Origin of the sequence: Pseudomonas sp. SORGH_AS_0199 (assembly GCF_031453735.1) — a bacterium.
Classification (GTDB): domain Bacteria; phylum Pseudomonadota; class Gammaproteobacteria; order Pseudomonadales; family Pseudomonadaceae; genus Chryseomonas; species Chryseomonas aestiva.
Genome location: NZ_JAVJAE010000001.1, coordinates 4245058 through 4264715, shown reverse-complemented (window position 1 = coordinate 4264715; position 19658 = coordinate 4245058). Strand labels below are relative to the sequence as shown.

The 19658-nt window shown below is 68.4% G+C and carries 16 protein-coding genes; 6 read left to right on the top strand and 10 right to left on the bottom strand.

Annotated features, from left to right (window positions below; genetic code table 11):
* Nucleotides 1-57 precede the first annotated feature (57 nt).
* Together QE444_RS19965 and QE444_RS19960 are read left to right on the top strand one after the other, a co-directional pair.
* Complete coding sequence (locus tag QE444_RS19965) at nucleotides 58-645, top strand: HAD family hydrolase (protein ID WP_133863171.1); 588 nt, start codon at nucleotides 58-60, stop codon at nucleotides 643-645.
* 92 nt (nucleotides 646-737) lie between these two features.
* Nucleotides 738-2927: an ATP-binding protein gene (locus tag QE444_RS19960; RefSeq protein ID WP_309741251.1), complete on the top strand. Its 2190-nt coding sequence runs from the start codon at nucleotides 738-740 to the stop codon at nucleotides 2925-2927.
* 2 nt (nucleotides 2928-2929) lie between these two features.
* Here the strand turns inward: QE444_RS19960 and QE444_RS19955 are convergent, their stop codons facing one another.
* The 4 genes from QE444_RS19955 to QE444_RS19940 form a co-directional block, all read right to left on the bottom strand.
* Nucleotides 2930-3931 (bottom strand): alpha/beta hydrolase, encoded by a 1002-nt coding sequence (locus tag QE444_RS19955; RefSeq protein ID WP_309741249.1) that lies wholly within the window; start codon nucleotides 3929-3931, stop codon nucleotides 2930-2932.
* A 19-nt stretch (nucleotides 3932-3950) separates the two neighbouring features.
* Entirely contained in the window at nucleotides 3951-4811 is an 861-nt protein-coding gene (locus tag QE444_RS19950; protein WP_133863168.1) for a neutral zinc metallopeptidase, read from the bottom strand.
* Nucleotides 4812-4929: 118 nt separating this feature from the next.
* Nucleotides 4930-5997 (bottom strand): NAD(P)-dependent alcohol dehydrogenase, encoded by a 1068-nt coding sequence (locus tag QE444_RS19945; RefSeq protein ID WP_133863167.1) that lies wholly within the window; start codon nucleotides 5995-5997, stop codon nucleotides 4930-4932.
* A 236-nt stretch (nucleotides 5998-6233) separates the two neighbouring features.
* A complete protein-coding gene (locus tag QE444_RS19940; RefSeq protein WP_309741245.1) occupies nucleotides 6234-7166 on the bottom strand; it encodes a LysR family transcriptional regulator in 933 nt (310 codons plus the stop codon).
* Nucleotides 7167-7332: 166 nt separating this feature from the next.
* On the opposite strand from QE444_RS19940, the gene QE444_RS19935 reads away from it, so the two are divergent.
* From QE444_RS19935 to QE444_RS19925, 3 genes are all read left to right on the top strand, one after another.
* Nucleotides 7333-8397 carry an SDR family oxidoreductase gene (locus tag QE444_RS19935; RefSeq protein ID WP_309741242.1) on the top strand — a complete coding sequence of 355 codons (1065 nt, stop codon included), beginning with the start codon at nucleotides 7333-7335 and terminating at the stop codon, nucleotides 8395-8397.
* A gap of 100 nt (nucleotides 8398-8497) precedes the next feature.
* A complete protein-coding gene (locus tag QE444_RS19930; RefSeq protein ID WP_133863164.1) occupies nucleotides 8498-9268 on the top strand; it encodes a sulfite exporter TauE/SafE family protein in 771 nt (256 codons plus the stop codon).
* Nucleotides 9269-9480: 212 nt separating this feature from the next.
* A complete protein-coding gene (locus QE444_RS19925; RefSeq protein ID WP_309741238.1) occupies nucleotides 9481-10368 on the top strand; it encodes an alpha/beta hydrolase in 888 nt (295 codons plus the stop codon).
* Between the two features lie 221 nt (nucleotides 10369-10589).
* Here the strand turns inward: QE444_RS19925 and QE444_RS19920 are convergent, their stop codons facing one another.
* The 6 genes from QE444_RS19920 to QE444_RS19895 all read right to left on the bottom strand — a co-directional run bounded on the left by QE444_RS19920 (nucleotide 10590) and on the right by QE444_RS19895 (nucleotide 17907).
* The gene (locus QE444_RS19920; protein ID WP_309741235.1) at nucleotides 10590-11561 is read right to left on the bottom strand and encodes a D-2-hydroxyacid dehydrogenase family protein; all 972 of its coding nucleotides are present in this window, start codon (nucleotides 11559-11561) and stop codon (nucleotides 10590-10592) included.
* Nucleotides 11562-11706: 145 nt separating this feature from the next.
* A complete protein-coding gene (locus QE444_RS19915) occupies nucleotides 11707-12513 on the bottom strand; it encodes an ABC transporter ATP-binding protein (protein ID WP_187980062.1) in 807 nt (268 codons plus the stop codon).
* Nucleotides 12495-13508 (bottom strand): iron chelate uptake ABC transporter family permease subunit, encoded by a 1014-nt coding sequence (locus QE444_RS19910; protein WP_309741231.1) that lies wholly within the window; start codon nucleotides 13506-13508, stop codon nucleotides 12495-12497. Before QE444_RS19910 ends, QE444_RS19915 begins: the two co-directional genes overlap by 19 nt.
* Nucleotides 13505-14482: a FecCD family ABC transporter permease gene (locus QE444_RS19905; RefSeq protein ID WP_405046485.1), complete on the bottom strand. Its 978-nt coding sequence runs from the start codon at nucleotides 14480-14482 to the stop codon at nucleotides 13505-13507. The genes QE444_RS19910 and QE444_RS19905 overlap by 4 nt, the downstream gene beginning before the upstream one ends.
* Before the next feature lie 59 nt (nucleotides 14483-14541).
* Entirely contained in the window at nucleotides 14542-15486 is a 945-nt protein-coding gene (locus QE444_RS19900; protein ID WP_309741226.1) for an iron-siderophore ABC transporter substrate-binding protein, read from the bottom strand.
* A 294-nt stretch (nucleotides 15487-15780) separates the two neighbouring features.
* Complete coding sequence (locus QE444_RS19895; protein WP_309741223.1) at nucleotides 15781-17907, bottom strand: TonB-dependent siderophore receptor; 2127 nt, start codon at nucleotides 17905-17907, stop codon at nucleotides 15781-15783.
* A 165-nt stretch (nucleotides 17908-18072) separates the two neighbouring features.
* Between QE444_RS19895 and guaB the strand changes: the two genes are divergently transcribed.
* Entirely contained in the window at nucleotides 18073-19542 is a 1470-nt protein-coding gene (gene guaB / locus QE444_RS19890) for an IMP dehydrogenase (protein ID WP_059315777.1), read from the top strand.
* Nucleotides 19543-19658 lie beyond the last annotated feature (116 nt).

Below are 19658 nucleotides of genomic sequence, written 5' to 3'. Positions count from 1 at the left end.
CATGACCGGGGTTCCCCCGGAGTGCCCGAAGGTCACCTCTCGCCAAAGGATCCCTGCATGACACTGCGTCACCTCAGCCACTGGGTGTTCGACCTGGACGGCACCCTGACCCTGGCGGTACACGACTTCGCCGCCATTCGCCGGCACCTGGGCATTCCCGAGCAGGCCGACATCCTCCACCACCTGGCCGAGCTGCCGGCCACCGAGCGCGAGGCCAAGCACGCCTGGCTGTTCGAGCACGAACGCGAACTGGCCGTCGCCGCCCGCCCGGCACCGGGTGCGGTGGCCCTGATCCGTCGCCTGCACGAAGAGGGTCGCCCGCTGGGCATCCTCACCCGCAATGCCCGGGATCTGGCGCTGCTGACCCTTGCCGCCATCGGCCTGGAGGACTGCTTCGATCCGCCAGCCGTGCTGGGGCGCGACGAGGCGGCGCCCAAGCCCGATCCGGGTGGCCTGCTGCGGCTGGCCGACCTCTGGCAGGTGGCGCCGGCCCGGCTGGTGATGGTCGGCGATCACCGCTACGACCTGGAGTGCGGACGGGCCGTGGGCTGCCACACCCTGCAGGTCAATCAGCCGGGCGATCCCTGGCCGGCGGCGCGTGACCAGCGCTTCGACACCTGCGCGGAGATCCTGGCGGCGCTCTGACGCTGGAAATCTGCCCGTTAGGCGTAAATAGTCTGTTGTTTACCGGGTCGCTGGCTAAGATGCCGACTTCGGGTCCAGGTCGTGCCAGCCGTATGAGCCTCCACACGCTTTCGAGCGATCAGCCGTTCTCCGGCGATCTGCGCCAGTACGAGCGGCAGACGCTGGAAAGCCTTGCCACCGGGCTGCCCCTGACCCAGGTGCTGCACGCGCTGCTGCAGCGGGTGGAGGCCCTGGCCCAGGTCCGCCTGCATGCCTGCATTTTGTTGCTCAGCGAGGATGGTCGCTATCTGCAGGACGGCATCGCGCCGAGTCTGCCGGACGCCTACAGCCGCGATCTCGGTCGCCTGGAGATCGGCCCGCTGGCGGGCTCCTGTGGCACCGCCGCCTACCGCCGCGAAGCCGTCTATGTCGAGGATATCGCCTGCGATCCGCTATGGGCTGGCGCTCGCGACCTGGCGCTGCGCTATGGCCTGCGCGCCTGCTGGTCGATGCCGCTGCTGGCCCTGGATGGTCGGTTGCTGGGCACCTTCGCCAACTATTTCCTCGAGCCGCGACGCCCCCTGGCCGCCGAGCGCGACGCCTTCCGCCTGGTCACCGAGACCGCCGCCCTGGCCATCGAGCGCCATCAGGCGGATCTGCTGCTGCGCGAGAGTGAAGACCACTATCGGCACCTGGTGGAACTCAATCCCCAATACACCTGGACCTGCGATCCCGGTGGTCGGCGCATGGTTTTCTCGCCGCGCTGGCAGCAGCTGACCGGCCAGCCGGTACTGGAAGCCGAGAGCTTCTGGGCGCTGCTGCATCCGGACGACCGCCGGACGACCCGGCAGGCCTGGGACGCCGCGCGCAGCGCCGGTCAGGCCTACGACCGGGAGCACCGGGTACGGGTGGCGGATGGCAGCCACTGCTGGCTGCGCACCCGTGCCTATCCGCGGCGCGATGAAGCGGGCGCCGTGATCCGCTGGTATGGCACCAGCGAAGACATCGATGACCGCCGCGAGGCCGAGGAAGCCCTGCGCCGCGAACGCGCCACCCTGGAGCTCCAGGTGCGGGCACGAACCGCCGAACTGGAGGAGCGTAATCGCCAGCTGCGCGAAGAGATGCAGAATCGCGCCCAGGCCGAGGAGCTGCTGCGCCAGGCGCAGAAGATGGAAGCCGTGGGTCAGCTCACTGGCGGCATCGCCCATGACTTCAACAACCTGCTGGCCGGCATCCAGGCCAGCCTGGATCTCATGCGCCGCCGCCTGGCGCCGGAGGCGCTGAACGGGGTCTGCAGTCTGCTCGATACCGCCACCCAGTCGGTGGGCCGAGGCGCCAGTCTGACCCATCGGTTGCTGGCCTTTTCCCGCCGCCAGACGCTCAATCCCCAGGCGGTGGATGTCACCCGGCTGATCGGCGATTTCCAGGAGTTGCTGCGGCACAGCCTGGGGCCGCAGATCCGCTGCCAGCTCGAACTGGACGCCGAACTCTGGCTGGTCGATGCCGATCCGCACCAGCTGGAAAATGCCCTGCTCAACCTGGCCATCAACAGCCGCGATGCCATGCCGGCGGGGGGTAACCTGACCATCCGCGCACGCAACTGGGTGCAGTCCGACGCCGATCCGGCGCTGCCGGCGGGCGACTACCTGCTGATCGAGGTGGGCGACGATGGCGTGGGCATGACGCCAGCGGTGCTGGAACGGGTCTTCGAGCCCTTCTTCACCACCAAGCCGGTGGGCCAGGGCTCGGGCCTGGGGCTGTCCATGATCTATGGCTTCGTCCGCCAGTCCCGTGGCCAGGTCAGCGTGACCAGCGCGCCGGGGCAGGGCTGCCAGGTGAGGCTGCTGCTGCCGCGCCATCCGGCCCTGGCCGTCCAGGCGTCCCTTGCCATGGCCAGCGCCCCGACCGCCCGTGCGCTGCCCGATGTGCGGGTGCTGCTGGTGGAAGACGATGCGGTCATTCGCCAGTTGCTGGCGCAGCTGTGCGTCGACCTCGGCTGGCGCTATCGCGACGCCGTCGATGCCGAAGCGGCGCTGGCGGCGCTGCGCGAAGGCGAGGGCTTCGACCTGCTGATCACCGATGTCGGATTGCCGGGGTTGAACGGCCGCTTGCTGGCCGGGGCGGGCCGTACCCTCAGACCCCACCTGCCGATTCTCTTCATCACCGGTTATGCGGCGGGCAACGAACCGCCCGTGCCCCTGGTCGGCGAGCGCATGGCGCTGCTGGGCAAACCCTTCACCCTGGAGGCCCTGGTCGCCCAGGTGCAGGAGCTGCTGGACGCGCCTGCGGCCCTGGAGCGCTGAGGCTAGTCGTCGGCGCCGAACAGCGCCCGGCGTCCGGCGGGCGAGGTGAAGATGGCGTCGCCGTTGTGGCCGACGCCGGGGACCTCGACTAGCCGCTGGCGCAGCCCCGGATGACGGCCTTGCAGGTAACGGTAGTAATTCAGCCCGCGGGCCAGGCGATAGGGACCCTGGGCCTCGGCGGCGCAGCCCTTGTCCAGCGCCGGATGGTTGGGATTGGTGTCCTCGGCGCCCAGCAGATAGGTGAGGTCGAGTCCCGCATAGTGCTGCTCCAGGCTCGCCGCCGGGCGTCCTTCGGCATAGGCCGGCAGGCCCTGCATGCCGTATTTCCAGGTGTCGAAATCCGGGCAGCTGGCGGCGTCGGCGAAGGGCCCGGGCTGGCCCTGGGCATCCGGACGGCGGGCATCGAAATAGGCATAGGACGACGGATTGGCCACCACGTATTTCAGGCGGATGCCGCGGGCGGCGAGGGCGCGCTCGCCCTGACCGAGCACGGCATAGCGCTGCACCACCTGGCCACCGCCGGAATGCCCGGCGATCACCACCTCCTGCAGATTGGGCAGCAACCGGCGCTCCGCCAGCCGTGCGAGCAGGGCGTCGAACACGGCGAAGCTGCTCAGCGGCTGCGGACCCAGGGCGGGTTCGCCACCCATCCAGGCATTGCCCTGCCAGCGCAGCAGGGTGTCCGGCAGCTGATGCCGCTGGACATCCGTTTCGTTGAGGAACTGTGGGGCGATCACCAGGGTGTCCGCCGCGGCGCCGGCCGCCGCCGTGGCCGTCTCGCCGGAACGGAAATAGGTCGCGGCATTGCGCAGACGGCCATGCACGATCACCAGGGCGCGGCGGATTTCCGGATGGGGCTGGCTCCAGTCCGCCGACAGCTGCAGGGTAGCCTGCGCCTGGCCGATCGGTAGCCGGTCGCTGACGATGCGGGCGACCCCCTCACGAGGCGCCGCCAGGGCGGAGCCCCAGGCCAGGGCCAGGCACAGCGCGAGCAGGCGACGCATCGAGGGCTCCCGGTAGAGGTCAGAGCGTCTTGGCGGCGAAGGTGTCGCAGCTCTCCACCTTGCCACTGTCGAAGCCCGCGCGGAACCACTTGACCCGTTGCGCGGAGCTGCCATGGGTGAAGGAATCCGGTACCACGCGGCCCTGGGACTGGCGTTGCAGGCGGTCGTCGCCAATGGCGTTGGCGGCGTTCAGCGCCTTCTCCAGGTCACCCGGCTCCAGCCAGTTCAGCCGCTTCTGGGCATCGTTGGCCCAGACCCCGGCATAGCAGTCGGCTTGCAATTCCAGGCGCACCGACAATCCGGTGGCACCCTCGGTGGGAATGCCGCGACGGCGCGCCGCTTCCATCTTGCTGGTGGTGCCGGTGAGGTTCTGCACATGGTGGCCGACCTCGTGGGCGATCACGTAGGCACGGGCGAAATCGCCATCGGCGCCGAAGCGCTGCTGCAGTTCCTGGAAGAAGGTGAGGTCCAGGTAGACCTTGCTGTCGACCGGGCAATAGAAGGGACCGCTGGCCGCGGTGGCGCCACCGCAACCGGACTGCACCTGGCCGTTGAACAGCACCAGCTTGGGCGGCTGATACTGCTCGCCATGGGCCTGGAAGATGCGCGTCCAGGTGTTTTCGGTCTCGCCCAGCACCACGCGGACGAAGTCCACCTGGCGATTGTCGGCCGGCGCGGTGGTCTCCTGCTGGCTCGGCGCGCTCTGGCCGCTGAGGCTGATCAGGTTGCCGAGGATCTGCGTCGGACTCTGGCCGCTGAGCAGGCCGAACACCACCACCAGGGCCACGCCACCCAGCCCGAGGCCGCCGCCGATCTTCATGCCGCGTCCACCGCTGGCCTGTTGCACGTTGTCGCTACGTTGTCCCTTGTCCCACTGCATGGCGGCCGCCTCGTGATTGTCGTCATCGCTAGGACCGCAGGGCACGCCAAAAATGCGTTACCGGAAATGACAACGCCCGCGACGGGCGCGGGCGTTGACGGCGGAGCGGAGCGCGGGATCAGGCCGCGGTCTGGCCCTGCTTGAGGCTTTGCATGTCGATCACGAAGCGGTACTTCACATCGCTCTTGAGCATGCGCTCATAGGCTTCGTTGATGTCCTGGATGGCGATCTGCTCGATATCCGAGACGATGCCGTGCTTGGCGCAGAAGTCCAGCATCTCCTGGGTCTCGCGGATGCCACCGATGAGCGAACCGGCCAGCTGGCGGCGCTTCATCACCAGGTTGAACACGCTGGGCGCCGGGTGCGGCTCGGCGGGTACGCCGACCAGGGTCATGGTGCCGTCCCACTTGAGCAGGGTGAGGAAGGCGTCCAGGTTGTGCGGCGCGGCCACGGTGTTGAGGATGAAGTCGAAGCTGTTCGCGTGGGCGGCCATCTCGTCTTCGTTCTTCGACACCACCACCTCGTCGGCGCCCAGGCGCAGGGCGTCGTCCTTCTTGTTGGCGCTGGTGGTGAAGAGCACCACGTGGGCACCCATGGCATGGGCGATCTTCACGCCCATGTGGCCCAGGCCACCCAGGCCGACGATGCCGACCTTCTTGCCCGGACCGACCTTCCAGTGGGCCAGCGGCGAATAGGTGGTGATGCCGGCGCACAGCAGCGGCGCCACGGCGGCCAGGTTCTCGGTGTGGCTCACCTTGAGCACGAACTTCTCGTTGACCACGATGTGGTCGGAGTAGCCGCCCTGGGTGTTCTCGCTGCCGCCGTAGAGGTTGCCGTTGTAGGTGCCGGTGAAGCCGTTCTCGCAATAGGATTCTTCGCCGGCATCACAGGGGGCGCAGTGCTGGCAGCTGTCGACCATGCAGCCGACGCCGACGCTGTCGCCGACCTTGAAGTTCTTCACGTGGGCACCGACCGCCGTCACCTTGCCGACGATCTCGTGGCCGGGCACGGAGGGGAAGAGGGTGTTGTTCCACTCGTTGCGTGCGGTGTGCAGGTCCGAATGGCAGACGCCGCAGAAGAGGATGTCGATCTGCACGTCGTGGGCGCCGGGTTCGCGCCGCTCGAAGGAGTAGGGCGCCAGGGGCTGGTCGGCGGACTGGGCAGCGTAGCCTTGGGCTTGGCTCATGAGATACCTCATCTAGGTGGTGGAACAGGGGCGGCCAGGCGGGCCTGGCCAGCTAGCAAACCATCGATCCTGCGCAGCCAGGCACGGCGGCGCCAATCGATCGTCTCGATATTCGTCATGCCGCCCATCGATGGAACTCGGGTCAGGCAGGGGTACGAGGTTTTACGACCGGGGTGTCTGGGACGATGTTCCCGTAGCGCACGGGCTGGTGCGCCGCAGCCGTCGACCGGTCGTGCCTAGCGGGACATCCGCGGCGCCACGGTAGGCAACAGGCGCGTGGCCAGGTGGTCGAGCAGCAGCCGGACCCGGGGCAGGGTCTCGCGACTGCGCGGCCATACCAGGTTGATCGGCGAGCCGTCGACGGCATGCTCGGGCAGCACATCGACCAGGGCGCCAGTGGCCAGGTGCTCGGCGATCAGCCAGGTCGGCAGCTGGGCGATGCCATGCCCGGCCAGGGCGGCCAGCACCTCGCCTTCGCCATCACCCACCACCAGGCGCGGCTGGAACACCCAGCGTTCGCTGTCGCCCGGCTGCTCGCCGCGCAACTGCCAGGGGCTGATCAGGCCGTCGGCCTGGCGAAAGCCGATGCACTGGTGATCGACCAGCTCCGCCGGGGTCCGGGGTCGGCCATGCTGGGCGAGATAGGCCGGAGCGGCGCAGAAGACCTGGCGCTGGGTGCCGAGGAACCGATGCCCCAGGCTGGCCGGCCAGGCGTCGGAGCCGCCGATGCGCACCAGGATGTCGATGCCCTCGTGGACCGGATCGACGAAGCGATCCGACAGCGACAGATCCGGTTGCAACAGCGGATAGCGATGCAGCAGCTCCAGGATCAGTGGCAGCACATGCAGGCGGCCATAGGAGGCGGGCAGGTCGATGCGCACCCGGCCATGGGGCTCGCCCTCCTGAGCGGTCAGCCCCAGCTCGGCCTGTTCCAGCTCGGCCAGCACCCCGGTGCAGGTGCGATAGAAACTGGCGCCGGCCTCGGTCAGGGTCAGGCGGCGGGTGGTGCGCTGGAACAGCCGCACGCCCAGGCGGCTTTCCAGGCGGGCCACGCTCTTGCCGATGGCCGAGCCGGTGAGATTGAGGCGCTCGCCGGCCGCGGTGAAGCTGCCGAGGTCGGCCACGGTGACGAAGACGTCGAGGCCCTTGAGGCGTTCGGAGGAATACAAGGCTGGCTCCCGATTGCGGAATCTGATTCCTGTTAAACAGGAATTTATACCCAGGATACGCCGTTAATTCTCCAATAGGCTGGAATCAACCCTGAGACAAGGCACTCCCTTATCTACAGCGCCTGCGACCGTCGCAGGCCGTCTCTCACCCCTATCTGGAGGTTTCATGCGCAAGGGCACCGCTCTCATCGTCGGCGTGACCGGCATTTCCGGCTACAACCTGGCCAACACCCTGGTCGCCTCAGGCTGGACCGTCTACGGTCTGGCACGCAAGCCGGTGGCGCAGGAAGGCGTCATCCCGGTCGCCGCCGACCTGCTCGACGCCGCGTCCACCCGCCAGGCCCTGGCCGGTCTGCCGATCAGCCATGTGTTCTTCTGCACCTGGACCCGGCGTGCCACCGAGAAGGAAAACGTCGAGGCCAATGGCGCCATGATGGACAACCTCTGCCAGGCCCTGGACGGCGCGCCGCTGCAGCACCTGGCGCTGGTCACCGGTACCAAGCACTACCTGGGTTCCTTCGAGGAATACGGCAGTGGCAAGGCCGAGACGCCTTTCCGTGAAAGCGAGCCGCGCCAGGCCGGCGCCAACTTCTACTACACCCTGGAAGACATCCTCTTCGCCGCCGCCGAGCGGCACGGCTTCGGCTGGAGCGTGCACCGCTCCCACAGCATGATCGGCCAGGCCAAGGGCACCAACGCCATGAACATGGGCCTGACCCTGGCGGTCTATGCCTCCCTGTGCAAGGCCACTGGCCAGCCCTTCGTCTTCCCCGGTTCCCGTACCCAGTGGGACGGCATCACCGACGTCACCGACGCCGGTCTGCTCGCCGAGCAGCTGGAATGGGCCGCCCTGGCGCCGGCCGCGCGCAACCAGGCGTTCAACACCGTCAACGGCGACGTCTTTCGCTGGCGCTGGCTGTGGGGCGAGATCGCCGCCTGCTTCGACCTGGAGCCGGCACCCTATCCCGAGCAGCCCATGCCGCTGGAAGCGCGGCTGAAGGACGTGGCGCCGGCGCAGTGGCGCAAGCTCGCCGAGGAGCACGACCTGGTGGAAGCCGACGTCGACAAGCTGGCCTCCTGGTGGCACAGCGACGCCGACCTGGGCCGCGAGATCGAGTGCCTCAACGACATGACCAAGAGTCGTGACCTGGGCTTCTTCGGCTATCGCGACACCCGGGCGAGCTTTCTCGACCTCTTCACCCGGCTGCGGGCCCAGCGCCTGATTCCCTGAGGCGCTCTGGATCGCCGGTTGCCGTGAACGCGGGCAGCCGGCGGTTTTCACCGGCTGTTTCCGGGGCGCAGAATGAGCTTTCTGTCGCAGGATGCGCCCCATGCTCGAAACCCTCGCTGCCCTGATTCCCGCCTTCAGCCCCATCGACTGGCTGTTCATCGAAGCCATCGTGGTCCTGGCCTATCTGATCTTTGGCGTCGCCGGCTTTGGCAGCGCCCTGGTCGCCGGTCCCTTGCTCACCAGCTGGATGCCCCTGTCGCGCATCGTGCCCTTGCTTGTGATGCTGGATTTCCTCGCCTCCTTCCACAACTGGCTGCCGGATCGCCGCGCCATCGCCGGCCGCGAACTCGGACGGCTGCTGCCGATGCTGCTGCTCGGCGCGGCCCTGGGCACCTACCTGCTGATGCGCACCGATGCCCGGCTGCTGATGCTCTGGCTGGGCCTCTTCGTGGTCGTCTATTCCACCTACAGCCTGCTCACCCCCAAGGGCTTTCGCCAGCTGGCGCCAGCCTGGTCGATCCCGGCGGGCGGGGTTGGGGGCCTCTGTGGCGCCCTGTTCGGCAGCGGCGGCTTTCTCTATGCGCTCTATCTCAACGGTCGCTTGGAAGACAAGAACGCCATCCGCGGCACCCAGAGTTTTCTCATCGGCTGCAGCGCCTCCATCCGCATCGTCCTGCTGCTGATCGCCGGCGCCTACAGCGACGGCCGCCTGCTGCTCCTCGCGGTCTGCCTGCTGCCCGCCATGCTGCTCGGCGGCTGGATCGGCCGCCACCTGCAACGCCGCCTGTCCCGCGAACGCTTCACCCGCCTGGTGACCTGGCTGGTGCTGGTCTCGGGCGTGACCCTGATCGGGCGGTATCTGGCGGGGTAGCGGACCTGTCATGGTCATGTCGATCGCGGCCATGGGCCGCTCCTACGGAGTCACCCTTCGCTGTAGGAGCGCCCCATGGCCGCGATGCTCTCAGACGCCGTAGCCCGGTAGGGTGGAAAACCGCGCAGCGTTTTCCACGCGAAGTGGCCACCTTGGGAACTCCCAGGCCCACCCACCTCTCCGCTCTACAACACCCTTTGCGGAGAACTCTGATGCTCACCTCCATCCAGGCCGGCGTCTTGGACGTGGCCTATCAGGTCCAGGGACCGGACGGCGGCGCGCCGGTCCTGCTGCTGCATGGCTTTCCCTACGACATCCACGCCTACGCCGAGGTGGCCGATGAACTGGCCGCCGCTGGCTGCCGGGTCTATGTCCCCTTTCTGCGTGGCTACGGCGCCACCCGCTACCTGAGCGCCGATACCCCGCGCTCCGGCCAGCAGGCGGCCCTGGCCCATGACGTCCTGGCGCTGCTCGATGCCCTGGGCCTGGAGCGGGCGACCCTGGCCGGTTACGACTGGGGTGGCCGCGCCGCCGGCATCGTCGCCGCCCTCTGGCCCGAACGGGTCGCGGGGCTGGTGCTGGGCGACGGCTATCCGATCCAGGACATCGCCGCCGCGGCGACCCAGCCGGCCGAGCCGGCGGCGGAGCTGCGCTATTGGTACCAGTACTATTTCCACGGTGAACGAGGGCGCGCCGGCCTGGCGGAACATCGCCGCGACTTCTGTCGACTGCTCTGGTCGCTGTGGTCACCCAGCTGGCGCTTCAGCGATGCCACCTATGCGCTTACCGCTGCGGCCTTCGACAATCCCGACTTCGTCGACACCGTGATCCACTCCTATCGCCACCGCTACGGCCTGGCCCCGGACGCTCCGGCCTATGCCGAGACCGAGCGCCGGCTGGCGGCGCAGCCACCCATCCCCGTGCCCACCACGGTATTGGCCGGTGCCGACGATGGCGTCACCACGGTGCAGGGGGAGGCCAGGGTGGCGCAGCACTTCAGCGGACCCTTCCGCTACGAGGTGCTACCCGGCTGCGGCCACAACATCCCCCAGGAAGCCCCCGCCGCCTTCGCCGCTGCGATAAGGGAGCGGTTGTCGTAGGTTGGGTTGAGACGGCTTCATCGTCGAAACCCAACAGCGCTCAAGCCTGGACAATGGTGGGCTTCGCTGCGCTCAACCCAACCTGCGAGGTGTACACCGCTTTTCCCCCTCTCTTTCTGGGAGAGGGCTGGGGTGAGGGTGCAGTTGTCAGGCCTCGCTGCGCCCAACAGAGCGCTGCGTAGAGTGGATAACGGCGCAGCCTTATCCACGCGCCCCCAAGCCTACCGCCCCAACACCTCCGGATTGGCCAGCCCCGTCGGTTCGCCGGCGAAGAAGCCCACCAGGTTGGCGAAGGCCTCGCCGAAATAGAGTTCGTAGCTGTGCTTTTCCACGTACCCCAGGTGCGGGGTGCAGAGCACCTGGGGATGGGCGAGCAGGGGATCGTCCGGCGCCACCGGCTCCTGCTCGAAGACATCCAGCGCCGCCTGGCCGGGATGCCCCCGTTCCAGCGCCGTGAGCAGGGCGCCGGGTTCGATCAGGCCGGCGCGGGCGGTGTTGACCAGCAGGGCGCTCTTCTTCATCCGCGCCAGGTCCTCGGCGCGTACGCAGCCGCGGCTGCGCTCGCTGTACCTGAGGTGCAGACTGATGACATCGGCCTCGGCGAAGAAGGCCGCCTGACTGGGCGCCGCGCGATGGCCGTCGGCTTCGGCGCGGGCGCGCGAGGCCTCGCTGCCCCAGACCAGCACCGGCATGCCGAAGGCCTGCCCGTAGCGCGCCAGGCGCTGGCCGATCTTGCCGTAGCCCCAGATGCCGAGGAGCTGCCCATCCAGCCGTTCGCCCAGGTTGACCTGCCAGCGTCCGGCATAGAGGGCGTCGATGGCCGGCTTGAGCTTGCGCCGGGCCATGAGGATCAGCGTCCAGGTCAGCTCGGCGGTGGAGACCGGCGAACCACTGCCTTCGCAGACGGCTATTCCCCGGTGGGTGCAGGCGGCCACATCGAGGTGGGCGGTGGCCTTGCCGGTCTGGCTGATCAATTTGAGGCGTGGCAGATGCGCCAGCAGCTCGGCGTCGATACGGGTGCGCTCGCGGGTCAGCACCAGGGCATCGGCATCGCGGAAGCGCTCCACCAGCACCTTGGGATCACGCTCGGCGTCGTGATAGAGCGTCACCTGATGCCCGGCGCGCTGGAGCAGGGGGTAGCAATCCAGGGTTTCGACGACGTGCTGGTAGTCGTCCGGGATGACGATATGCATGGCGGGCTCCGTTGTTGTTCTGGATCGCCAGTGGAGCACCTGCGGGGTCGTCCGACAAGATGGGGTGCAACGGTGGACGAGGCGGCGCCCTTGTCCACCCTAGCGGTAGCCTGGAAAACCGCGCAGCGTTTTCCGGGGCCTGCGGCTAATAGGGAATCACCAGCGGCGTGCCCGCCAGGGGATTCTCGATCACCGCGCACCTGAGGCCGTACAGCGCCTCGATCAGCTCGGGGGTGATGATCTCCGCGGGTGGCCCTTCGGCGAGGATGCGGCCGGCGCGCAGGGCGATGATGTGGTCGGCGTAGCGACAGGCCTGGTTGAGGTCGTGCAGTACCGCCACCAGGGTGCGGCCACCCTCCCGATTGAGCCGGCAGAGCAGCTCCATAAGCTCCACCTGGTGGGCGATGTCGAGAAAGGTGGTGGGCTCGTCGAGCAGCAGCAGCGGGGTCTCCTGGGCCAGCGCCAGGGCGATCCACACCCGCTGGCGCTGGCCGCCGGAAAGGCTGTCCACCGCGCGCTCGGCCAGTGCCAGGGTATTGGTAGCTTCCAGGGCGTGCTGCACCGCGCGCTCGTCGGCCTCCGTCCAGCCGGCGAAGGCCTGGCGATGGGGATGGCGCCCGCGGGCCACCAGGTCGCTGACCAGGATGTCGTCCGGCGCCACCGCGCTCTGCGGCAGCAGGCCGATACGGCGGGCCACCTCGCGGGTCGGCAGGTCCTGGATCAGCCGGCCGTCCAGGCGCACCTCGCCGGCGCTGGGGCGGATCAGCCGCGCCAGGCTGCGCAGCAGGGTCGACTTGCCGCAGCCGTTGGGGCCGATGATGACGGTGAAGCGGCCATCGGGCAGGCGCACATCGAGGTCGGCGCAGATCGGCTGGCCGCCGTAGCCCACGGTGAGGCGGTGGGCGGCGAGGCGACTGGAGGGGGCGTCTTGGCTCATGGGGTCCGCCGCCATTCGCGGCTCAGCAGGAAGATCAGATAGAGGCCGCCCAGGGCGCCGGTCAGCAGCCCGACCGGAATCTGGAAGGGCGCCAGCAGCCGCTGGGCCAGCAGGTCGGCCAGGGCGGTGAGGCAGGCGCCGAGCAGGGCGGGGGCGAGGATGCCGAGATCGGCGCTGCGGGTCAGGCGGCGGGCCAGCTGGGGCGCCGCCAGGGCGACGAAGCCGATGGGGCCGGCGGTGGCGATGGCCAGGGCGGCGAGGGCCACGGCGACCGCCAGCAGCAGATTCTGGCTGGGCAGCACGGCCAGGCCCAGGGCGCGGGCCAGGTCGTCGCCCAGCTCCAGCAGGCGCAGCCGCCGCGCCAGCCAGGCGGCCAGCGGTAGGAGCAGCAGGCAACCGGCGAGCAGGGTCAGGGTGCGACTCCAGGTCAGCATGTCGAGGCTGCCGAACAGCCAGAGCCGGGCCTCCTGGGCTTCATCCAGCTCGGCGCGGGTCAGCAGGTATTCGTTGAGCGAAGCGAGCAGGGCGCTGACGGCGATGCCCAGCAGGATCATCCGCTCGCCACGGATACCCGCCAGAGCCGCCAGGCCAGCGACCAGTACCGCGGCCAGCAGCCCGCCGCTGAGGGCGCCCAGCATCAGCGCCGCGCCGCCCAGTTGCAGCCAGAGCAGGGTGATCAGCGCACCGCTGGCCGAGCCGACGGTGAAGCCCACCAGATCCGGACTGGCCAGGGGATTGCGCGCCAGCCGCTGGAAGATGGCGCCACTGGCACCCAGGGCCGCGCCGACGCCAAAGGCCGCCAGCAGTCGCGGCAGGCGCAGCTCCAGCAGGATCAGACTGGCCAGGGCGTCGCCCCGACCGAGCAAGGTGGCCGCCACCCGGTGCGGCGCCGGGGCGAAGGCACCGCCGCTGAGGGTCAGGGCGCAGATGCCGATGGCCGCCAGCAGGAGCAGCAACAGGCAGGCCTTGAAGCGCGCCGAGCGGCGGGGGGCGAAGCGATGACGACTCAAGGGCGCACCCGCCGGGTGGAACGGATGATCAGCGCGAGCAGCACCGGGGTGCCGAGCAGGGCGCAGACGATTCCCGCCTCCAGCTCGCCCGGCAGGGCCACGCGGCGGCCCAGGGTGTCGGCCAGCAACAGCAGATTGGCCCCGGCCAGCGGGGCCAGTGCCAGGATCCAGCGCCAGTCGGCGCCCACCAGCAGGCGCAGGGCGTGGGGCACTACCAGGCCGAGAAAGCCGATGGGTCCGGCCACCGCAGTGGCGGCGCCGCACAGCAGCACGATGGCGACGAAGGCGAGCAGCCGCAGTTGTCCGGGGCGGGCGCCGAGGGCGCGACCGAGGTCGTCGCCCAGGGCCAGGGCATTGAGACGGCTCCCCAGGGGCAGGCCCAGCAGCAGGCCGATCAGCAGCAGCGGCAGGATGCCGAGGGCGCCACCCGGCGTCTGGCCGCTCAGGGCGCCCACCGCCCAGAAGCGGTAGCTGTCGAACACCGCGCTGTCGAACAGGGTGATGATGCCGGTGCAGGCGTTGAGGCTGGCGCTGAGGGCGATGCCGGCCAGGATCAGTCGCAGCGGCTGGCCACGGGCCGGAGCGCTGCCACCGAGCAGATAGACCAGGCCGGCGGCCAGGCCTGCCCCCAGCAGGGCGCAGGCCAGGCGCGTCGGGGCGTCGTCAAGCCCTGCCAGCGACAACCCGGCCACCACGGCGAAGGCCGCTCCGGCATTGATGCCCAGCAGTCCGGGGTCGGCCAGGGGATTGCGCGTCAACGCCTGCATCAGGGCGCCGGCCAGGCCTAGGGCGGCGCCCACCAGCAGCCCGAGCAGGGTACGCGGCAGACGCAGCTCCCAGAGCACCACGGCCTCGGTGGAGTCATCGGGCGCAACCAGCAGGTGCAGGATCTGCGCCGCCGACAGCGACCGTGCGCCTATGCCCAGACTCGCCACCACCGCCAGCGCCAGGACGCTCAGCAGCAGGACCAGCACCAGGCCACCGCGGGCGGCGGATGCCCGTTGCGCAAGAGGCGCGGGGCGGGCCGGCGGGGTCATGTCATCCCCAGGGCGCCGGCGACCGTGCCGATCACCTGGCGGGCAGCGAGGGGCCCGGCGTTGAGATAGAAGGCGTCGGTATCCACGCGAACGGCCCGGGACTGACTCACCGCAGTCAGCCGCGGCCACAGCGGTTGCCGCTCCAGGCTGGCCAGGGCGGTGCCCTGCTCGGCGTAGAACAGCCAGTCGGCGTCGGCCAGATCCAGCAACTCGGCGCTGACATCCCGCGAGGTGCCCTTGAAGCGCTGCGCCGCCGGGCGGGTCACGCCCATGGCCTGCAGCAAGCCGCCGGCAAAGGAATCCGCGCCCATCAGACGCAGCCGGGCGCCGCTGGAAAACAGCAGCGAGGCGGAGGGCGGCTGAGTTCCCAGGCGCTGCGTGATGCCGGCGAGATCCCGATCCAGGTCCGCCAACAGGCGCTCGGCCTGTTGGCGCCGCCCCAGGGCATCAGCCAGCACGAGGAAGTCCGGCCGCCAGTTGCCACCGGTGCCGCGCGCCACCACCGTGGGGGCGATGCGCGAAAACAGCTCCAGGCCGCCGGCCTTGAGCACGGTGCGGTTGAGCACGATCAGATCCGGCGCCAGGCGCGCCAGGGCTTCCAGATCCGGCGCCTGGCGACTGCCCAGATCGACCATGGCGTCCAGCTCGCCGGCGCGGCCGGCAAGGGCGCTGCGCAGATAGCCGGGGGCCAGTTCGCGATTGTCCACCCGGGTGGTGCCCGCCGGGATCACGCCCAGGCTCAGGGCGGCGTCCAGCTGGCCGGTGGAGATCACGGCCACCCGCAGGGGCTGGCGGGGGATAAGGGTGCTGCCCACCACATGCTCCACCTGCCGCGGGAACTCGCCATCGACGACCGCTGCACGCGCGGACACCCGACCGGACAGGCCGGCGAGCAGGACGGTACCGGTGGCGAGCTGGAGAAAGGCGCGACGATCGAGCATGAAGGCGACTGGCTGAAGACTGAAAGAGCCCCGTCAGGCGGGCCGAGGCCCCGAGCGGGGCGGCTAGGATAGAGCATCGCTACGGGCCTGGCATCCGCTAAGGACGCCGGGCCGGTCCCTCTCCCTTTGGTGTGAGCGCAGGCTGCTATCGGATCGCGGCCATGGGCCGCTCCTACAGGTGATGCAAACTTGGGCGTAGCGTGGAAAACCGCGAAGCGTTTTCCACTGTGTTGCACGTTTCGATCCGCCCCCTCTCCCCTTGGGACAGGGCTGGGGTGAGGGCAGGCCGCTGGCTTAGAAGCTCACCGTGGCACTCAGCCGCGCCGTCCGCGGCTCGCCCACCGCCACCTGCAGCGGACTGTTGGCGCTCGACGGGTAGTACTGCTTGTCGAACAGGTTGTCGACGTTGAGCTGCAGGCGGGTCTGGTAGCCGGTCACCGGCAGGTCCCAGCGCAGGAAGGCGTCGGCCACGGTGTAGCTGCTCATGTAGAAGCTGTTGGCCGCATCGCCGGCCCGCTCTCCGACGTAGCGCGCGCCGCCGCCGAGGTGCCAGCCACCGAGGTTGGAGGGGACCAGCAGGTGGTGGGTCAGGTAGAGACTGCCGCTGTGCTTGGGTGCCTGGGGCAGGCGCTTGCCCTCGTTGCTGGGATCGTCGAGCACCTCGGTATGATCGTAGGCGTAGGTGGCAATCATGTCCCAGCGCTCGGCCAGATGGCCGGTGAGGTCCACTTCGAGGCCCCGCGAGCCGACCTTGCCGGCGGCTTCGCTCACGCTCACACCCGCCACGTTGCTGGTGGTCACCACATTCTTCTTCTGGATGTCGTACAGCGCCACGTTCAGATTCAGACCAGGCGTCAGGTCGTACTTGGCACCCACCTCGAAGCTGCGGCCTTCTTCGGGATCGAAGGTGTTGCCGCGGTCGTCGACGGTGGTGTTCGGTACGAAGGATCGACTGTAGTTACCGTATAGCGACAGGGTATCGGTGGCCTGGAACACCACGCCGGCCAGCGGCAGGGCCGCGTGATCGCGCTTGTCCAGATTGACGACATAATCCCGGCCTAGGCCTTGATCGCTGTACTGCTTGAAACTTTGGTAGCGGCCGCCCAGCACCAGGATCCAGCGATCGTTCAGGTGCCAGTTGTCCTTGAAGTACAGCGAAGTGGATTCCAGGCTGCTGTCCTGATCGCTCTGGGTCGTGCTCAGGAGGCTGGGTGCTGCCAGGCTGCCGTACACCGGCGCGTTGATATTGATGTTGCGGCGCGACGCATTGTTGTTGCGGTAGGTGTTGCCACGGTACTGGTCGTTATCCTCGTGATCGAGGCCCACTAGCAGATCATGGCGTTGGCCCAGCAGATCCTGCCGGCCGATGAAGTCCCAACTGGCGTACGTCGTCTCGTAATCGTAATGGGCGCCATTGGCCGTCCGCAGCAGATTGCCATTCGCGGCCAACGAGACCGGCTGGGCGAAGTCCAGGCTGTACCTGTCGTTGTTCCAGGCGTAGATCAGCCGCGTCTTCCAGTCATCACTGAGCTGGTACTCGTAGCGAGCGCTAGCCGTCTCGGTGATGCCTTTGCTCTCGGACCATTTCTCGTCGAGGCGCTTGTCGTAGCTGGCGCTGCTGGGATGCCCATTGACGAACACCGTCCCGCGATCCACCGGGCCGGTGTAATCGTTATAGGAATAGGCCAGGGTCAGGCTGGCGCGCTCGCCGGTCCAGGACAGCGACGGCGCCACCAGGCTGTGCTGATCCACGCCATAGTTGCGCCAATAGTCTTCGCTCTGGCGCTCGGCGATCAGCCGATAGGCGAAGCCGCTGTCACCCAGGGGGCCGGTGGTGTCGATGCCGAGATTGCCGCCGCCTTCGCTATAGGCCGAGCCGCTCAGGGTGGTGCGTTGCTGGTACTGCGGCTGCTTGCTGACCACGTTGATCAGACCGCCGGGCTCCAGGGCGCCATAGAGCAGCGAGGCGGGGCCCTTCAGGACTTCCACGCGCTCGGCGGTGGCGTCGAAGTTGTGCGACAGATTCGAGCGCACCCCATCGCGAAAGATGGAGCCATCGGCGTTGCTGCCGAAGCCGCGTTTGACGAAGGCATCCTTGGTCCCGGCCAGGGTGTTGCCCTGGGTCACGCCGCTCACGAATTTCGAGGCGTCGTCCAGGGTCCGCACCTCGTAGTCCTGGATCAGCTGCGGGGTCACGGTCTGCACCGATTGCGCCTCTTCCCTGATCGGCACATCGCTCTTGCTCGCCGTGGAAGCGGTAGCCGCCCGATAGCTGTCGTCCGCCTCGCTGGCCGTGGCGGAAATGTCCATGGGGGCGAGACTGGCGTTTTCCGCGGCCAGCAGGCCCGAACTGGTTGCCAGGGCCAGGGTGCTGAAGGCGAAGGGCGCGAAACGGCGAAGGGCTCTGGGCGGCGTGTTCAAGGGCGTTCTCGGCAGGGGCGGGTAAAGTGGCGGCGATTCTATGTTGATAGTCATTCTCACGTAAATCGAATCCTCTTACCGTTGGTGTCCGAGTGCGTTGCCGCCCATCCCCAAGCGCAGGTATAATGTCGCGCTCCTAAATTTTCCCGCCCGGGAGCGCCCGCCATGCTGCGCATCAGCCAAGAAGCCCTGACGTTCGACGATGTTCTCCTCATCCCCGGCTATTCGGATGTCCTGCCGAAAGACGTCAGTCTCAAGACCCGCCTGACCCGTGGCATCGAGCTGAACATTCCCCTGGTGTCCGCCGCCATGGACACCGTGACCGAGTCCCGTCTGGCCATCGCCATGGCCCAGGAAGGCGGCATCGGCATCATCCACAAGAACATGACCGTCGAGCAGCAGGCCGCGGAAGTCCGCAAGGTCAAGCGCTTCGAGGCCGGCGTGGTGAAGGACCCCATCACCATCGACGCCGACGCCAGCGTGCGCGATCTGTTCGACCTGACCCGCCTGCACAACATCTCCGGTGTCCCGGTGATCTCCGGCCGTGACCTGGTGGGTATCGTCACCTCCCGCGACGTGCGCTTCGAGACCCGTCTCGACGTGCCGGTGCGCGAAGTCATGACCCCCAAGGATCGCCTGGTCACCGTGCGCGAAGGCGCCGACAAGCAGGAAGTCCGCGAGCTGCTGCACAAGCACCGCATCGAGAAGGTGCTGATCGTCGACGAAGCCTTCGCCCTCAAGGGCATGATGACCGTCAAGGACATCGAGAAGGCCAAGGCCTACCCCAACGCCAGCAAGGACGACGCCGGTAGCCTGCGCGTCGGTGCCGCCGTCGGTACCGGTTCCGAGACCCCCGAGCGCGTGGCCGCCCTGGTCGCCGCTGGCGTCGACGTCATCGTCGTCGACACCGCCCACGGCCACTCCAAGGGCGTGATCGAGCGCGTGCGCTGGGTCAAGGAAACCTATCCGCAGGTGCAGGTGATCGGCGGCAACATCGCCACCGCCGAAGCCGCCAAGGCCCTGGCTGACGCCGGCGCCGACGCGGTCAAGGTCGGCATCGGCCCGGGCTCCATCTGCACCACCCGCATCGTTGCCGGTGTCGGCGTGCCGCAGATCTCCGCCATCGCCAACGTCGCCGCCGCCCTCGAAGGCACCGGCGTGCCGCTGATCGCAGACGGCGGCATCCGCTTCTCCGGTGACCTGTCCAAGGCCATCGTCGCCGGTGGCTACTGCGTGATGATGGGCTCCATGTTCGCCGGTACCGAAGAGGCCCCGGGCGAGGTCGAGCTGTTCCAGGGCCGCTCCTACAAGTCCTATCGCGGCATGGGCTCCCTGGGCGCCATGTCCCAGACCCAGGGCTCCAGCGACCGCTACTTCCAGGACTCCGCCTCCGGCGCCGAGAAGCTTGTCCCGGAAGGCATCGAAGGCCGCGTCCCCTACAAGGGCCCGCTGGCGGCGATCATCCACCAGCTGATGGGCGGCCTGCGTGCCTCCATGGGCTACACCGGTTGCGCCACCGTCGAGCAGATGCGTACCAAACCGCAGTTCGTGCGCATCACCGGCGCCGGCATGGCCGAATCCCACGTCCACGACGTGCAGATCACTAAGGAAGCGCCTAACTACCGCGTTAGCTGATTCCTGATTCAAGAGCCTGTTAAAAGCGCCGCGAGCTAGTGACAAACAAGGCGAAAATGGCTGAGGAAGCGAAGTTTACAAAGGGTAAATGAGCATTCCGAAGCCATTTTCAACGC